Below are 15,940 nucleotides of genomic sequence, written 5' to 3' on the forward strand. Positions count from 1 at the left end.
GACATTTGCAGAGATAATACACCATTCGGCAGATGCGTGTCGTTTTCGGCGGGAAAAACATACTTTCAATAACCAATTTTTGGTTACAATAAGATGGCGATATTTACAAAAAATTCAATTGACATCTGTGCATTATGATGTTATAATTAGTTAGAAAACTAACTAATATGAGGGGGGAAGTGTCATTAAAATGAAAAACGACCACACCAGAATGCCAAGACTTCTGCTGGAGAGGAAAGATGCCAAGCCATCGATGTTTGTGAACGATGTATCACGCATGTTCATGCACCGCGTAAGGCGTGAGTGTGAGCAAAACGGTGTGCCGAACGGTTACCACAGGATACTTATGGAATTATCACACAATGATGGTGCTACTCAGCTTCAATTGGTCAATCTGACGCACCTGACAGCGCCGACTGTTTCGGTCGCGCTGGGCAAGATGGAAAGCGAGGGTCTGGTCACCCGACAGGCTGACACTGCGGATATGAGGGTGATGAAAGTTTGCCTGACTGAAAAGGGGCGCGGGAAAGTAGCAGGTGTCAGGGAGATATTCCACAGGGCTGATGATGCACTGGTCAAAGGCATACCGCAGGAGGAACTTGACATTGCGATGAAAGTTCTTCGGAAAATGCTTGTAAATTTGCTGGAGGAGGAAGATAAGTGAAGCTGGTAAAATATATCAGACCATACATGCTGTTCGTGCTGCTTGCGCCTGTCAGCATGGTGGGAGAAGTAATGATGGACTTGTTACAGCCAAAACTGATGTCTAAAATCGTGGACGAGGGCGTGCTGGGCAGCAGTATGGATGTCATCATAAAGACGGGCATACTTATGCTTATAACCGTTATCTTTGGCGGATTTTGCGGTGCTGGTTCGGCATTTTTTGCGGGCTGCGCTTCGCAGGGTTTTTCAAGAGATGTGAGAAATGACCTGTTCTCGCGCGTGATGGGACTGTCATTTCAGCAGACAGACAAGTTCACCACAGGTTCGCTGGTGACGAGGATAACCGCAGATATCACAGCGTTACAGCAGATGGTTGATTTCCTTATACGCGGATTTGTGCGTAACATCATCATGTTTGTGGGCGGTATCATCATGATGCTGAGCCTTGCAAAGAGTTTCGGCATTATAATCGCGGTTGCACTGCCTGTTGAAGCGGTCATCGTGGTGCTGATAATGCGGCGGGCAAATCCACTTTACGGGATAGTTGCAAAGCGTCTTGACAGCGTGAATTCGGTCATGCAGGAAAATGTCAGCGGTGCAAGAGTCGTAAAGGCGTATGTTCGCGAAAAGCATGAAGAAGCGCGTTTTAATGATGCGAATATGGGGCTGACAGAGGCGAACCTGAAAGTTCAGCAGCTTATGGCACTCCTTTCGCCGCTGCTTATGGTAATCATGAATTTCTCGGTAATTGCAGTCATATATATTGGCGGCTGGCAGGTGCAGGCGAAGGAAATGCAGGTTGGCGAGGTAATGGCGGCTATCACCTATCTGACGCAGGTGCTTCACGGCATTATGATGATCTCGATGATGTTCCAGACGATGGCGAGGGCGAGCGCATCGGGCAAAAGAGTCCTTGAAGTGCTTGATACCGAGCCGGTCATAAATGACGGTGATGGTAATGTAAGCGGTACAGAAAAAGGTACTGTTACATTTAGAAATGTGACTTTCGCATACCCTGAGTCCAGCGGTGAACCTGTGCTGACCGCCATAGATCTTGAAATAAAATCGGGCGAAACTGTGGCGATACTCGGTGCGACGGGTTCGGGCAAATCTTCGCTGGTAAACCTTATACCGCGCTTTTACGATGCCGATGCGGGCGAAGTGCTGGTGGACGGCGTGAATGTCAGAGAATACAAGCTGGAGGAACTGCGCAGGCGCGTTGGCATAGTTTTGCAGAAGAGTGAACTGTTCTCTGCTTCGGTGGCTGAAAATATCCGCTGGGGCGACGAGTCTGCCGATATGGAGAACATAATGAATGCCGCTAAGATAGCGCAGGCAGATGAATTCATCTCGCGCATGCCTGATGGTTATGACAGTATGATAGCCGAGAAAGGCGCATCACTTTCGGGTGGACAGAAACAGAGAATGTCCATAGCAAGAGCAGTCCTGAAAAAGCCTGAGATACTTATATTTGATGACTCGACTTCTGCCCTTGACTTAGGTACGGAAGCAAGGCTGCAGGCGGCGCTGAAGGAGAGTCTTAGAGGGACTACGGTCATAATGATAGCACAGCGCATCGCAAGTGTCAAAAACTGCGACAGGATAGTAGTGCTGGATCACGGCGCTGTTGTAGGCTGTGACACACATGAAAGACTGTTGGCAGACTGCGAGGTCTACCGCGATATCTATGATTCACAGGTGAAAACGAACGGAGGTGAGGTCTGATGCCCCCCATGCCACCAAATCCAAACAATAAACAACAGGGTCCTGGCGGACGGCACGCGGCTCTGGTAAATGCGGAGAAACCGCGCAACGCGAAAGAAACTCTCGGCAAACTGCTGAGTTACATCGGCAGGAGCAGATACATCTTTTTCGGGCTTATGGCGGTCATGCTGATCATGACATTGCTTGGTCTTGCAGCACCTTACATTCAGCAGATAGCAATTGACTGCATAACTCTTGATAAAGACAAACTGTCCGTAAACACTGACAAGCTGATGAAGTCACTGATAGCGCTGGGCGGAGTTTATCTGCTTAACTCTGCGTTTTCTTACATGCAGGGGATATTCTCTGCAAGGCTTTCACAACGTACTGTCAGCACCATGAGGCGCGACTTGTTCGGTGACTTGGTAAGGCTGCCGATAAAATACTTCGACACTCACAAACACGGCGATATAATGAGCCGAATGACCAACGATGTCGAAAACATCTCGAATACTATCTCGCAGTCGATAGGGTCGCTTATATCTGGTGTGCTGACAGTCATCGGGTCGATAGTTATAATGCTGATATATTCGCCGCTGTTGACGCTCATATCGCTTTCAACAGTGGTACTGACAATATTTGTGTCAGGCAAGATGACAAAATTCATGCGCAAATATTTCCTTGAACAGCAGATAATACTCGGTCGGCTGAACGGTCATGTGGAGGAAATGGTGACGGGCTGCCGAACTGTGGCTTCATATTCTAAGGAGAAAGCGGCGGCACAGCAGTTCAATGAAATGAGCGATGAACTTCGCAAAACAGGCATTCGTGCGCAGATCTGCGGCGGCGTTATGGGTCCGCTGATGAACTGCATATCGAATTTCGGGTTTGTGCTGATCGCGGCTTTCGGCGGGTGGTTCAGTTTTAAAGGCTGGATCACTGTCGGTACTATACAGGCATTTATTTTGTACTCGAAACAGTTTTCGCGACCTATCAACGAGATAGCGAACCAGTATGCGAATATACAGACAGCTATCGCGGGTGCGGAACGCATATTTGAGGTGATGGAAACCAAACCTGAACCCGATGACGGGAAGTCTGAAATGAAAGCAGAGAATGTTCGCGGTGACATTGATTTTGAGGATATTCGCTTCGGCTATGATGCTGACAAGCCTGTGCTAAAGGGTTTTTCGCTGGAGATCGAGCAAGGACGCAAGATAGCGATAGTCGGCGCTACAGGTTCGGGCAAGACTACGATAGTCAATCTGCTGACACGTTTTTATGAACCTGACGGTGGCAGGATAACAGTCGATGGCATGGACATTACGGATATACCAAAAGACGAACTAAGACGATCGATAGGCATAGTTTTGCAGGATACTGTGCTGTTTCGCGGTACGATCGAGGAAAACATCCGCTATGGCAGGGAAGATGCACCCGAAGAAGATGTTATCCGCGCGGCACGCCATGCAAATGCTGATGAGTTTATACGCCGACTGCCCGATGGTTATAAGACACAGCTGGCAGAAGGCGGTACGAATCTTTCACAGGGACAGCGTCAGCTGTTGACGATAGCGCGCGCGGTGCTTGCTGACCCTAAAATACTCATTCTTGATGAAGCAACTTCAAGTGTCGATACCAGAACTGAAATGCACATTCAGTCTGCAATGGTGGCGCTTATGAAGAACAGGACTTCGCTGATAATCGCACACAGGCTTTCTACCATACGTGATGCTGACACCATTGTTGTCATCGATGGCGGGCGTGTTGCCGAAAGCGGCAGACATGAAGAACTCATCGCGAAAAAGGGCTGCTATTATGACCTTTATCAGACGCAGTTTGCAGGAAACAAGACATAGAGCTATGGATAAAACAGTTTAGACTGTATAGAGATAGAAACGGTGCATGTCTGTGTTAACAGATATGCGCTGTTCTTTTTATGATAAGAATTATCAAATATTGCGGCCGTATAAAATAGATCGGAATGCCGATAATATCGCTTCTTCGCCCTATATGGCAACAGTTCATGACCGATTATTGCTGTAATTATATAAAAGTGCGCAAATGCGCCCGAAAACTTGACGATAAGTCATAAAAGTGATATAATACAAATGATATACTTTTGTAAAATAACAATTATTGGGAGGGTATATGAGAAAACTTCGTAAGATCTCTGCGCTGGCGGCGGCAGCTGCGGCGCTTTGCATTGTGGCTACTGCTGCCCATGCTGACGGCGGTTCGGTAGATATCATGATAGACCTCAGCGCTGAAAAAACACCGATATCGCCCTATATTTTCGGCATAAACGAGGAACTTATGGGCGGTGATGTGATGCCGACGGCTATCCGCGCGGGCGGCAACCGTTCTTCTGCTTACAACTGGGAAACCAACGCTTCAAACGCCGGGTCTGACAGGTCGCATATGTCGGATAATTACTTCCAGCAGACTATGTCGCAGGATCTCTGGGATACACCCGGTGCTATGTCCATCAACCTGCGCAAACGCTGTGACGAGAAACGGAATGCTTATGCCATGACCACTTTGCAGCTGGCGGGATATGTTTCGGCAGATATGGACGGGGAGGTCACGCAGGCGCAAAAAGCGCCCTCTGACCGCTGGAACAAAGTGGAACTCGTCAAGGGCAGTGATCTTACCATGACACCCGATCTTAACGATGGGACTGTTTACATGGACGAATATGTAAACTATCTGATAAATACTCTCGGCACTGCCAAAAACGGCGGCATTCAGGGCTATTCGATGGATAATGAGCCGGGACTGTGGCACATGACTCACGCACGCATGCACCCCGAACAGTGTACCTGTGAGGAGATAGTGGAGAAAAACATAACTATGGCGAAAGCTGTCAAGGAACTTGACCCCGATGCTGAGGTATTCGGACCTGCGCTTTTCGGGTACAGTGCTTTTCAGAGTTTTGTGAATGCGCCCGACTGGAACGAGATAAAATCGTGGCGTCCTGATTACCGCTGGTTCATTGACTATTATCTGGAAAAGATGAAAGAGGCTGAGGACGAAAACGGTGTGCGGCTGATAGATGCCCTTGATATACACTATTACACTGAGGCAAAAGGCGAGTGCGGAGAGCGTTCATGCAAGCACTATACCAACGAAAACTGTGTAAAGGCGCGGTTCGATTCGGTGCGCAGTCTGTGGGACGAGTCCTATAAAGAGGATAGCTGGATAACCGATACAGGCGGAGAGTTCCTGCCGCTGCTCCCTAATCTAAAGCAGTCCATCGACCAATTTTATCCAGGTACTAAGATAGCTATAACCGAATATGATTTCGGCGGAAGCTACGATATCTGCGGCGGCATAGCTGAGGCGGAAGCACTGGGCGTGTTTGCAAAGAATGAAGTCTACCTTGCAACGCTTTTTGCGATGGAGGCTGACTATCAGTGTGCCGCCATCGACCTGTATACCAATTATGACGGGAACGGCGGTCATTTCGGTGATAATCTGCTCAGCTGTGAAAGTTCCGATTTTGAGCGTTCGACCGGCTACGCGGCTATTCACGGTGACAACACCGATGTTGTTACACTTGTACTGACCAACAAGGCTTTCAAGGACAAGACAACTGCAAACATAAAGATAAAAGGCGGCGATTACAGTTATGTTCATTTATATGGAATGAACAATCTTGCGCCGCAGGTATTTGATATGACTGACAGCAATCCTGCGGTGACTGTCAGCGGTGATACCATCACATATGAGATGGAGCCTGAAACGGTATCGATGCTGGTCATAGCAAAGGATAAAGACTCGGTGCCTGCCGCAGATGGTCAGTCTGCAAAAGAAGATGCGTCCAAAAAAGAGGATAGCAAATCTGATAAAAAGAGTTCTTCAAGCGGGACAGCGGCAGCGTTTGCAGGTATCGGCGCGGCTGTTCTCGGTGGGGGATATTTCCTGATGCGCAGGAAAAAGCAGTAGTGACAGCCGATATTTCTGACAGTCTGTAAAAGTAAATAGTATTGAAAATTCCGTCTGCAATTCTTTTGCAGGCGGAATTTCTGTACAGGCATACGTTGGCTGATCTTTATATCACCAAAATGATCTGCCGTTTACATTGTTTGTTTATAGATCTTTGAAAAAATATCAAAATCTTTGCATTATGGAAATGATACAAAACTTAACTTATTGATATAATTATTCTGCAAAAAGTGATACTATATAATCACGGAAAATGAAGCGACGGCGGCTTATAGCGATCCGCCTTAAAATTCAGACAAAATCCAGTCACAAAACCCATAAATCCCAGCTTTTGCGACTGGATTTTGTGAATTTAAAAAGTTGGATTGCTATAGTAAAGCCGCAGACGAATGGAGGATACACATGAAAAAAATTACAGCACTTACTCTTGCATTTATGACCGTATTTTCACTGAGCGCCTGCGGTGATAATGCCGAAAAGAATGACAGCAAAGATGAGGTCGCTTCTGTTGCTGAAGCTGCTTCTGAGGCTGAAGCACCTGCTGAGGAAGAAAACAGCCCCTACACTCTGCTGGGAGATTTCACTAAGGGTGACTCAGACAAATTCATGTGCTCTGACGGCTGGTCTAACGGCAACATGTTCAACTGCACATGGAAAAAGGACAACACAAGTTTTGAAGACGGTGTGATGAAGCTGAAAATAGACAGTATCATACCCGATGAATACACGGCGGCTGAACACCGCACCAATGACTTCTACGGCTACGGTCTGTACGAGGTCAGTATGAAGCCCATCAAGAATGTTGGCGTGGTTTCATCGTTCTTTACATACACAGGTCCGTCCGACGGCAACCCGTGGGACGAGATAGACATCGAATTTCTGGGCAAGGACACCACCATCGTACAGTTCAATTATTTTACCGATGGGCAGGGCAACCATGAGTTCGTTTATGATCTGGGCTTTGATGCGGCTGAGGAATTTCATACTTACGGTTTTGAGTGGAAGCCTGACAGCATAACTTGGTACGTTGACGGCGAAGCTGTTCACACTGCTGAGGAGAACATACCCTCGACACCAAGCAAGATAATGATGAATGTATGGAACGGTAAGGGCGTTGACAGCTGGCTCGGCAAATATGACGGCACCACGCCGCTGACTGCTGAGTATCAGTTTGCCCGCTTCACCGCCGCTGAATAACTTACGCATTCCACATTTACCCAACCATATCCATATATCCTGCCGCCTGTTTACCCGCGGGCGGCGCAGCAGCTGACCTTTCTTCGGAAGGGTCTTTTGCTTTTTATGCAGACTTTTCACACTTATTCTGTCAATTTTTTCATATGTGGAAGTTGACTTGAAGAGCGCGATGTGTTATAATTGATATGAGAAAGGACTTGCGTTTTATACGTATGGGAGGATATAGAATGAGTGTTACTATAAAGGAAGTTGCAAGGGAAGCCGGCGTTTCCGTAGCAACTGTTTCAAGGGTGCTGAACGGCAGCTGCAATGTGTCTGAGGATTCTGCGGCGCGGGTCAATGATGCCATAAAAAAGCTGAACTATTCGCCAAATTATCTGGGCAGAAATCTTAGAAAGCGCGAAACGAATGTAATTCTCTGCATAATGCCGTCTTCTGAGCATTCACTGTATTCAAAGATAGTTGGCGGCATGCAGCGCTATGCCTCGAAGATAGGATATGATGTGATAACTGCGGTATCTGACGGCGTTTCGACCGTTGAGGCGCGTCAGATGAACATGCTTTATAACCGCACTGTTGACGGTGTGGTACTGCTTGGTACGCTGTTCGATGCGCAGTCGCTTAACCGACTGGCTGAGAATTATGATATCGCTCTTTGCTGTGAGGGTGTTACAGGTGCAAATGTGCTGACTGTTGCGGTGGACGATGAGGGTGCGGCTATCGATGCAGTAAAGGCACTGGTCAAAAAGGGGCACAGTGATATCGCGTTTATCGGTACTAAGTCGGAGGCTATATCTTCCACAGCCCGCGAGAACGGCTACAAGATGGCGCTGGAAGAATGCGGCATACCATATCGTGAGGAACTGGTCTATAAGGACAGTTACGAGTATGCCTGCGGCTTTGACGCTATGAACTATTTCAACAGCCTTGAAAAGCGCCCGACTGCTATATTTGCTGTTTCCGACCTGTTGGCGATAGCGGCTATACACCGCGCGTATGAACTGGGTATCGAGGTGGGCAAGGATATCTCGATAATGGGCTTTGACAACATAACCATGTGCGAGATGATGCTTCCAACTGTTTCCACCGTTGAACAGCCTTGCGAGAAGATGGGTGAACTTGTCATAGCAAAGCTGATAGAGAATATCCATTCCACCGAAAAAGATAATAAATATTACACTGTTGACCATCGTGTTATCCTGAGGCAGTCAACAGGCGACTGAACTATACAAAAAAGCGGACTGTAAATCAGTCCGCTTTTATTATGCTTTTTCTTCATGTATCTTTTTCAGGTCGATCATTATGCCGACCTTAGCGAGGGCTTTTACCGCAGTTTCGATGTCAACAGGGAAAATATCGCTCCTGCCTGTCTGACGCTCGCCATCAAAATGAAGCAACTGTATGAAATTCTCGGAAAAGTCTTCTTCTGAATACAGCATGCCCATGATATAGCTGTTTTTGATCGCATAGTAGTTGACGGGCTTAAGGCGCATCAGTGCTTTTCAGTCCTGCTTCATATCGCGGCACAGACCATCAAAGTCATCGTCAACAAAATTTATCTTGCGGCACTTCATGTTCTGCACGCGCTTTTTCAGCGGAGATCCAGCCTCCGCTGTTTTCTTTTTGAAAAACGGGAACATGGGCTTTTACCCTCACTTTTTCAGAAGCCTTTCCAGCAGCACCTTGCGGCATTCGGCTTCAAGTTTGTCGTTTATCTGTTCAGGTTTGTACGGCTGACCTGTCTTGCGCGTCATGCAGTAGGAGATTATGTGGTCTGCAAGTCGAGGGTTCTTTGAAAGCAGCGGACCGTGAAGATATGTGGCAGTTACATTTTTTTCGGTATAACCCTCTACCGAACTTGCAAACTCATTGCCGTTGCCTGCCAGAACTTTGCCGAAAGGCGTTTTTACGTTGGTGGTCTGACCGCCGTGATTTTCAAAGCCGATGACTTTGTATTTCTTGTCGCCTAAAGTTGTTTCTACCACGATGTTGCCGATACACCTTTCGCGCTTGTTGGTAGAAGCCACTGTGTAGTAGTCAAAAAGTCCCAGACCCGGTATCTTCTTGCCGTTGGAATCCTTGTAATACTGCCCCATCAGCTGGTAGCCGCCGCATATCATCAGGAAGTATACGCCGTTCTCATAAGCCTTGCGTATATTGTCTTTCAGACCCAGCAGGTCATCTGCAAGCAGCTGTTGTTCAAAGTCAGCACCGCCGCCCAGATAAACTATATCAACGCCGCTGAAATCGGTATCCTTATCGCCGAGATCGTGTTTTATTACCTCAGTTTCGATGCCGCGCATCCTGCATCTGTATGAAAGTATCTCAACATTGCCGCTGTCGCCGTATAGATCCAGCATGGCGGGGTACATGTGTAATATCCTCAGTTTATCCATTTTCCCTGCCCTCCTTGACCTTTGCTTTGTAGCGCTTTATTGCGGCGCGTGTCGGCTGTATAGCTGTATAGTTGGCGATGGCGTATTTGTCGCCCTTGTTTTTGAAAAATTCCGCCATAGCATCGTCAAGTTCGGGCTTTACGACTATTTTATCAGGGTCATATCCCGAACATTTTATCCTTATCGCTATGTCATACGCTCTTGTGCCGCTGGTGACGACCCTTGTGACATCGTTGAACACCGAGAAATTGATATCCCATATCCACGAAACATCGTGACCGTCAGCAAGGTTGTCGTTAAGCACGAAAAGCAGTTCCTTTTCGCCCTTGTGTTCGTTCATGACACGTAAGGTCATGTTTGCACCCACAGGGTTCTTAGCCAGATTTACCAGTAAGCTGCTGCCGTCTACATTGAACTTTTCAAGTCTGCCATTGTTGACCTCGAATTTCTCAAAAGTTTCGTGCAGCACTTTTTTGTCAAAATTATAGAGGCTTGCCGCCGCATATACCGCTGAAAGGTTGTACACGTAGTAGATGCTGTTGTGGCTTATCTTGTATTCTTCGCCCTCAAATTCGATGGAGGGAACATCCAGCTTTACATTTTTGGCGGTGACATACGGCTTTACATCACCGAAACCGCATTTCGGACAGCGGAATTTTCCCACATGGGAGTACTGGTAGTAGTCATATTTAAGTTCTTCACCACAGCGCGGGCAGAACTTGCCTTCACCGACTTCATAAGGCTTTTCCGTAGCACCTGCGTATTTCTCAACGCTGAAATAGAAAATGTTCTTGTTTTTGGGATTTGCAAGCCCCAGTCTTGAAACGTTTGGGTCATCGGCATTCAGCACAACGTTGCCCTCAAATGTTTCAAGGAATTTCTTGACTTTGAGGATAAGCGTTTCGACCTCACCGTTGCGGTCGAGCTGGTCGCGGAAGAAGTTTAAAAGCACCAGCGTTTCCAGCTTCATTTTCGAGAAGATGACAGGCACATGGCTCTCGTCTATCTCCAGCACCAGATAATCTGCCTTGACCCTGCCTTTCATATCGCAGTTCTGCAAAAGCAGTGAGGTTATGCCTGTATCGAGGTTATTGCCCTGTTTATTGGTGATTATCTTTTTGCCTGTGCTTTCAAATATGTGGTTCAGGTAATTTGTCACAGATGTTTTGCCGTTTGTGCCTGTGACTGCGATGATCGGGCAGTCCACCTTGAAAGCCTTAAGGCAGTCCTTGTTCATCTCCCAGAGTATCAGTCCGGGAGCGTTGCCTGCATCTCTGCCCAGCAGATGCAGTGCCTTTACCATAAATTTGCCGAACCAGATGGTCAGCGTATTTTTTATGCTCATATCAAATCTCCGAATAAATCAATAATTTTCTTTATGACTATCCCCTTAACACACCACTGCAAAATACCTCTATCAATGAGGAAAAACTGAGTTGATGTTATCTTTCCCCCGCCGCAGGCGGGGGAAAGATAACCGCCAACTGTATTCAATTCCCGATATAACATCGTTTATTTTGGTGTATCAGCGGGATAATCACAATTTTCTTTATTATGTGTCTCCCAATTTTGATGTGTATTGCTGATGATACAAAATGGCTGCTCTTTCGTATTGTTCCCCCGCCTACGGCGGGGGAACAATACACAACCAAATTGGGATTTATGTGTATCCCATGCCGCCTGAGAACGGCTTGTCCGAAAAAACAAAAATGTCTGCCAGACCTTTCTTTTGGGGGCATCATGAAATATATGTATGTTTCTGCGGATATACGTGATCTTTGTGCTCGGCACTACTTGTTTTCATTTTTGCCGAATACCTCGAAATATCGTCTGAAAACGGGTCTTATTGGCGGTGATATCATATTAATTTCTATCTCCTGCGGTGTGAAAAAACGAAGTTCTTCTATCTCTTCGGGCTGAGGTCTTGGTTCACCGCTGAACTTGCGGCAGATGTATATTATCTCAACATTAGAAACTTCATCGCCGTTTGGGTAGATGTAATGGGCGTCACTGCCTGAGTTTACGCAGAAAAACTCCAGCTCTTCTGCGGTAAGACCTGTTTCCTCGAAAAGTTCGCGCTTGGCGCAGTCCTCGACCTTTTCATCTATCTCGACAGAACCGCCTGCGTAGCCCCACAGGTGGTTGTCAGTGCGTTTGCCCAGCAGAAGTCTGCCATGTTCGTCAACGCATATCACACTGCCCGCACACTGTATTATCGTTTTATGTCCGACCAGCTTGCGCATCTCGGAAATATATCCGCTCACAGCACAAACCTCCTATACTATCTCCATCATACAGCTGAAAGCATCGCCGTCTTTTAATGCCGATGGAACATATCTGTACGCTCCCTCATCGGCATACTATTCTATAATATAACAAATCAGCCGAAATGTCAATAGCGAAGATTACCGAAGTTTGCTGTCTGGGGTGCGTTTTTGTTTTTCTGCCAATTCTTATGTGTATTGCCGGCAACATGAAATGTCTGTTGTTCGTATTGCTTTATCCGCCGAAGGCAAGGAAAGAAATATACAGCGGGATCTGGATTTGTTTTTGTGGTTATCCCGCTGACACACCACAAAAACAGCGGCTATACAGAACTTAAGGTTCTTGGCGTATATCTTTCCCCCGCCGCAGGCGGGGGAAAGATATACAACGCTCAATTATCCTTTTGTTCACCGCATTTTTAGTTGGTGTGCTAAAGGGATAGTCATATTTGTTTTTACTAAATATCAGCTTGTCATTTTAAATTTTCCGACTGCATAGTATTAGATATACGACTTGTCTTACAGAAAGGAAAGATGATAATGCTTGGGATCTTAGAACAAAGCCTTGAACACGCCGCGCCGAAGATGTCGCAGTCTGAGCGGCGCGGACTGACCTCAGCTGAGGCAGAACATCGCTTGTCGGAGGACGGTGCAAATCTGCTTGGCGGCAAAAAGAAGAAAGGTCCGCTGAAAATATTTGTGGGGCAGTTCCATGATGTTATGGTGATGATACTTCTCGGAGCGATGGTTGTTTCGGTACTGCTGGGGCAGTACACCGATGCTGTACCCATCATTGCGGTTGTGGTCATAAACGCCTTTTTAGGATTTATCCAGGAGTACCGCTGTGAGAAGACCCTCGAAAAGCTGGAAGCTATGACTGCCCCCACTGCACGAGTCTACCGTGATGGCGTACTGAAAAAACTGCCTGCCGAAAAGTTGGTCTGCGGTGATGTTTTTGCCGTTGAAGCTGGCGACAAGATACCCGCTGACGGCTACATAATCAGTTGTAAAGCCCTCTGCTGTGACGAAGCTATACTCACAGGTGAAGCTGAACCTGCCCGCAAACAGCCCCGCCGTGATGAAGTGGATTTTTCATCGCTGAATAAGGAATATATGGCTTATATGGGTACTGTTGTCACTAAAGGCACTGCCATTATCGAAACAACTGCCACAGGCAAGCGTACACAGATGGGGCGCGTTTCGGTGATGCTTGACAGCATCGGGGAAGAACTTACACCTTTGCAAAAAAAGCTGGCTGAACTGGGCAGAACACTGGCAGTCATCTGCATAGTCATATGCTTTATCGTTTTCATAGCGGGACTTCTGCGGGGCGAACCTCTGCTTGATATGGCTATGACAGGCATAACTATCGCCATCGCCGCCATACCTGAGGGTCTGCCTGCGGCTGTGACGATAGCACTTTCGCTGGCGGTGCGCAAAATGCTTAAGAGAAACGCACTTGTTCACAGACTTCATTCTGTGGAAACGCTGGGCTGTGCATCAGTTATCTGCACCGATAAAACAGGTACAGTCACTCAGAACAAGATGAAAGTCACCACCCTGACCGATGCAGAGGGTACGCCGATCTCGGCAGATGAACTGCCTGCCGAATTGCCCGATGCTATCCGTGAACTGCTGACCTGCGGGGCTGTATGCTCAAATGCTGAACTGGTGGAAAATTCGCCGTCACTGTTAAAAGGCAAGAACTCTCTGCCGCGATTTACCGCCAACGGCGACCCGACCGAATGCGCCATAGTTACTGCGGCGGCTGAGGCGGGCATTCGCGCTGACACCTTAGAACTCACAAGACAGGACGAGATACCCTTTGACAGCGAGAGCCGTTCAATGACAGTGATATGCCGTGACAGGGCGGGACAGGTCATTTCCTACAAAAAGGGGAGCGCTGATGTTATAATAAATGAATGCACTGCCGCACTGTCTTCCGCTGGCGTAAAGCCTTTCGTTAGTGCTGAAAAGCTGGCTGTTCTGCGTCAGGGCGATACCCTTGCGGCTGAGGGTCTGCGGGTGCTGGCTTTCTGCAAGATAGAGGGGGGAAGAACTGTCTTTCTTGGGCTGATGGGCATGCAAGACCCGCCTCGACCCGAAGCGGCGGCGGCAGTCCGTCAATGTCAGCGGGCGGGTATAAGGACTGTGATGATAACAGGCGACCACAAGCTGACTGCCGCCGCCATCGCAAGGCAGGTGGGTATCATGAAGCAGGGGAGCCTTGTTCTTACAGGTGCCGAACTTGATGCGATCACTGATGAACGTCTGACTGAGATAATCGACAACTGCGCTGTTTTCGCGCGAGTGACACCTGCGCACAAGCTGAGGATAGTCAAGGCTTTCAAGGCTAAGGGTCATATCTGTGCCATGACAGGCGACGGTGTCAATGATGCGCCTGCCGTAAAGGAAGCTGATATCGGCGTTTCGATGGGCATTCAGGGTACTGAGGTAACAAAGCAGGCGGCAGACATAATACTGCTAGATGACAATTTTGCAACGCTTGTCAGTGCAGTGGAGGACGGCAGGACGATATATGCGAATATACGCAAGTTCGTGCGTTATATGATCTCAAGCAATATCGGTGAAGTGGTGACGATGTTCGGAGGGATAATGATGGGTCTGCCGATGGTGATGCTGCCTGCGCAGATATTGCTGGTCAACCTTGTGACAGACAGTCTGCCTGCGGTGGCGCTGGGGCTTGAACCGCCCGAAAAATCTGTGATGGAAAGAAAACCGCGTAAAGAGAGCGACAGCTTTTTCAGCGGGGGACTTCTCTGGCGAATGCTTCTGAGGGGCATTCTTATCGGTATATGCACCCTTGCGACATTCACTGTGCTCCTGAAAGCGGGCGAACCTCTTTCTGCGGCACGTACAGGTGCGCTTATCACCCTTGTGCTGAGTCAGCTTATACATGTTTTCGAGTGCAAGTCCGAAGAGAAAACTCTGTTCACGGTTCCGCATTTTAACAACGGATTTCTCCTATTCGCGGTGACGGCTTCTGCGGCGGCGCTGTTTGCGGGAATTTATATACCTGTGCTCGGTAAGATATTCAGCACTGCTGTGCCCGATCTGCGCTGTCTTATATTGTCGGTTTGCTCGGCATTCTCTGTGCCTGTGCTGTCGGGATCTGTGTGGTCAGCAAAGAAGTTAGGCAGACGCAGTACATTCGATATGCCTGCGAAAGAATAGATAATAACATAAAAATGCTGTGCGGCACCGATGACCGCACAGCATTATCGTTTATCAGAACAGCGCCTTTATCCTGTCTGTGACAGCGGTCAAATATCGCCAGGTCGCAGATATTCACCTTATCCACCACAAGACTGCGGCAGCTTTGTAAATACATGGCTATCGTTGAAGCATCGGCTGCAAAGACCGTCCGGAAGATCAGCCGGATTTTCGGGCTTGTTCATAAGCAGGTCGTTGAGATGCCACATGCCGTTGTACTCGATGACCACTCTGTCAGCGCCGCATTCGTCAGAAAGTTTTAACAGCGAACTTTCTTCAAGTTCTGTGCTTTCTTCCATCACATGCAGGGTGATATTGTTTTGTTTCAGCTTTGAAAGGTCGTATTCTTCAAGACCTTCTTCACATACAAGCAGTAAAATGTTCTCGCCGTTACCAAAGCGTTTGTTTGCAAGCGTTTTCTGTATAAGAGTAGTTTTGCCGCTTTCAAGAAAGCCGAGAAAAAGGTAAACAGGTATTTTTTTCATCATTCGTTCCTCATTCAAAAACAAAGTGCAGAAAAACTGCCGTCCTTCT

General features: G+C 47.6%; 13 protein-coding genes. 7 read left to right on the forward strand and 6 right to left on the reverse strand.

Translation table 11 applies throughout. The features are described from left to right. Positions 1–190 precede the first annotated feature (190 nt). The 6 genes from CUS_RS09320 to CUS_RS09345 all read left to right on the forward strand — a co-directional run bounded on the left by CUS_RS09320 (position 191) and on the right by CUS_RS09345 (position 8,735). Positions 191–664 carry a MarR family winged helix-turn-helix transcriptional regulator gene (locus CUS_RS09320; protein WP_002849888.1) on the forward strand — a complete coding sequence of 158 codons (474 nt, stop codon included), beginning with the start codon at positions 191–193 and terminating at the stop codon, positions 662–664. Continuing rightward, positions 661–2,388, forward strand: coding sequence for an ABC transporter ATP-binding protein (locus tag CUS_RS09325; protein ID WP_002849939.1), 1,728 nt, complete (start codon positions 661–663; stop codon positions 2,386–2,388). The genes CUS_RS09320 and CUS_RS09325 overlap by 4 nt, the downstream gene beginning before the upstream one ends. Continuing rightward, positions 2,388–4,226: an ABC transporter ATP-binding protein gene (locus CUS_RS09330; RefSeq protein WP_002849948.1), complete on the forward strand. Its 1,839-nt coding sequence runs from the start codon at positions 2,388–2,390 to the stop codon at positions 4,224–4,226. Before CUS_RS09325 ends, CUS_RS09330 begins: the two co-directional genes overlap by 1 nt. 292 nt (positions 4,227–4,518) lie before the next feature. After that, complete coding sequence (locus CUS_RS09335; protein ID WP_002849950.1) at positions 4,519–6,315, forward strand: glycoside hydrolase family 44 protein; 1,797 nt, start codon at positions 4,519–4,521, stop codon at positions 6,313–6,315. 402 nt (positions 6,316–6,717) lie between these two features. After that, complete coding sequence (gene bglS, locus CUS_RS09340; RefSeq protein ID WP_002849875.1) at positions 6,718–7,512, forward strand: beta-glucanase; 795 nt, start codon at positions 6,718–6,720, stop codon at positions 7,510–7,512. A 227-nt stretch (positions 7,513–7,739) separates the two neighbouring features. Then, on the forward strand, positions 7,740–8,735 hold the full coding sequence (locus tag CUS_RS09345; protein WP_002850077.1) for a LacI family DNA-binding transcriptional regulator: 996 nt from the start codon (positions 7,740–7,742) through the stop codon (positions 8,733–8,735). A 39-nt stretch (positions 8,736–8,774) separates the two neighbouring features. On the opposite strand, the gene CUS_RS09350 is transcribed toward CUS_RS09345, so the two are convergent. The 5 genes from CUS_RS09350 to CUS_RS09365 form a co-directional block, all read right to left on the reverse strand. Further along, the gene (locus CUS_RS09350) at positions 8,775–9,005 is read right to left on the reverse strand and encodes a hypothetical protein (RefSeq protein WP_002850073.1); all 231 of its coding nucleotides are present in this window, start codon (positions 9,003–9,005) and stop codon (positions 8,775–8,777) included. A 9-nt stretch (positions 9,006–9,014) separates the two neighbouring features. Next, complete coding sequence (locus CUS_RS20050; RefSeq protein WP_002850039.1) at positions 9,015–9,152, reverse strand: hypothetical protein; 138 nt, start codon at positions 9,150–9,152, stop codon at positions 9,015–9,017. Positions 9,153–9,164: 12 nt separating this feature from the next. Continuing rightward, complete coding sequence (locus CUS_RS09355; RefSeq protein ID WP_002849893.1) at positions 9,165–9,908, reverse strand: type 1 glutamine amidotransferase; 744 nt, start codon at positions 9,906–9,908, stop codon at positions 9,165–9,167. After that, positions 9,901–11,253: a MurT ligase domain-containing protein gene (locus tag CUS_RS09360; RefSeq protein WP_002849887.1), complete on the reverse strand. Its 1,353-nt coding sequence runs from the start codon at positions 11,251–11,253 to the stop codon at positions 9,901–9,903. Before CUS_RS09360 ends, CUS_RS09355 begins: the two co-directional genes overlap by 8 nt. A gap of 445 nt (positions 11,254–11,698) precedes the next feature. Further along, positions 11,699–12,172: an NUDIX hydrolase gene (locus CUS_RS09365; RefSeq protein WP_002849990.1), complete on the reverse strand. Its 474-nt coding sequence runs from the start codon at positions 12,170–12,172 to the stop codon at positions 11,699–11,701. 540 nt (positions 12,173–12,712) lie between these two features. On the opposite strand from CUS_RS09365, the gene CUS_RS09370 reads away from it, so the two are divergent. Beyond that, on the forward strand, positions 12,713–15,367 hold the full coding sequence (locus CUS_RS09370) for a cation-translocating P-type ATPase (protein ID WP_002849905.1): 2,655 nt from the start codon (positions 12,713–12,715) through the stop codon (positions 15,365–15,367). Between the two features lie 119 nt (positions 15,368–15,486). On the opposite strand, the gene CUS_RS09375 is transcribed toward CUS_RS09370, so the two are convergent. After that, positions 15,487–15,894 (reverse strand): GTP-binding protein, encoded by a 408-nt coding sequence (locus CUS_RS09375; protein ID WP_002849877.1) that lies wholly within the window; start codon positions 15,892–15,894, stop codon positions 15,487–15,489. Positions 15,895–15,940 lie beyond the last annotated feature (46 nt).

The organism is Hominimerdicola alba 8, from assembly GCF_000178155.2.
Classification (GTDB): Bacteria; Bacillota; Clostridia; order Oscillospirales; family Ruminococcaceae; genus Hominimerdicola; species Hominimerdicola alba_C.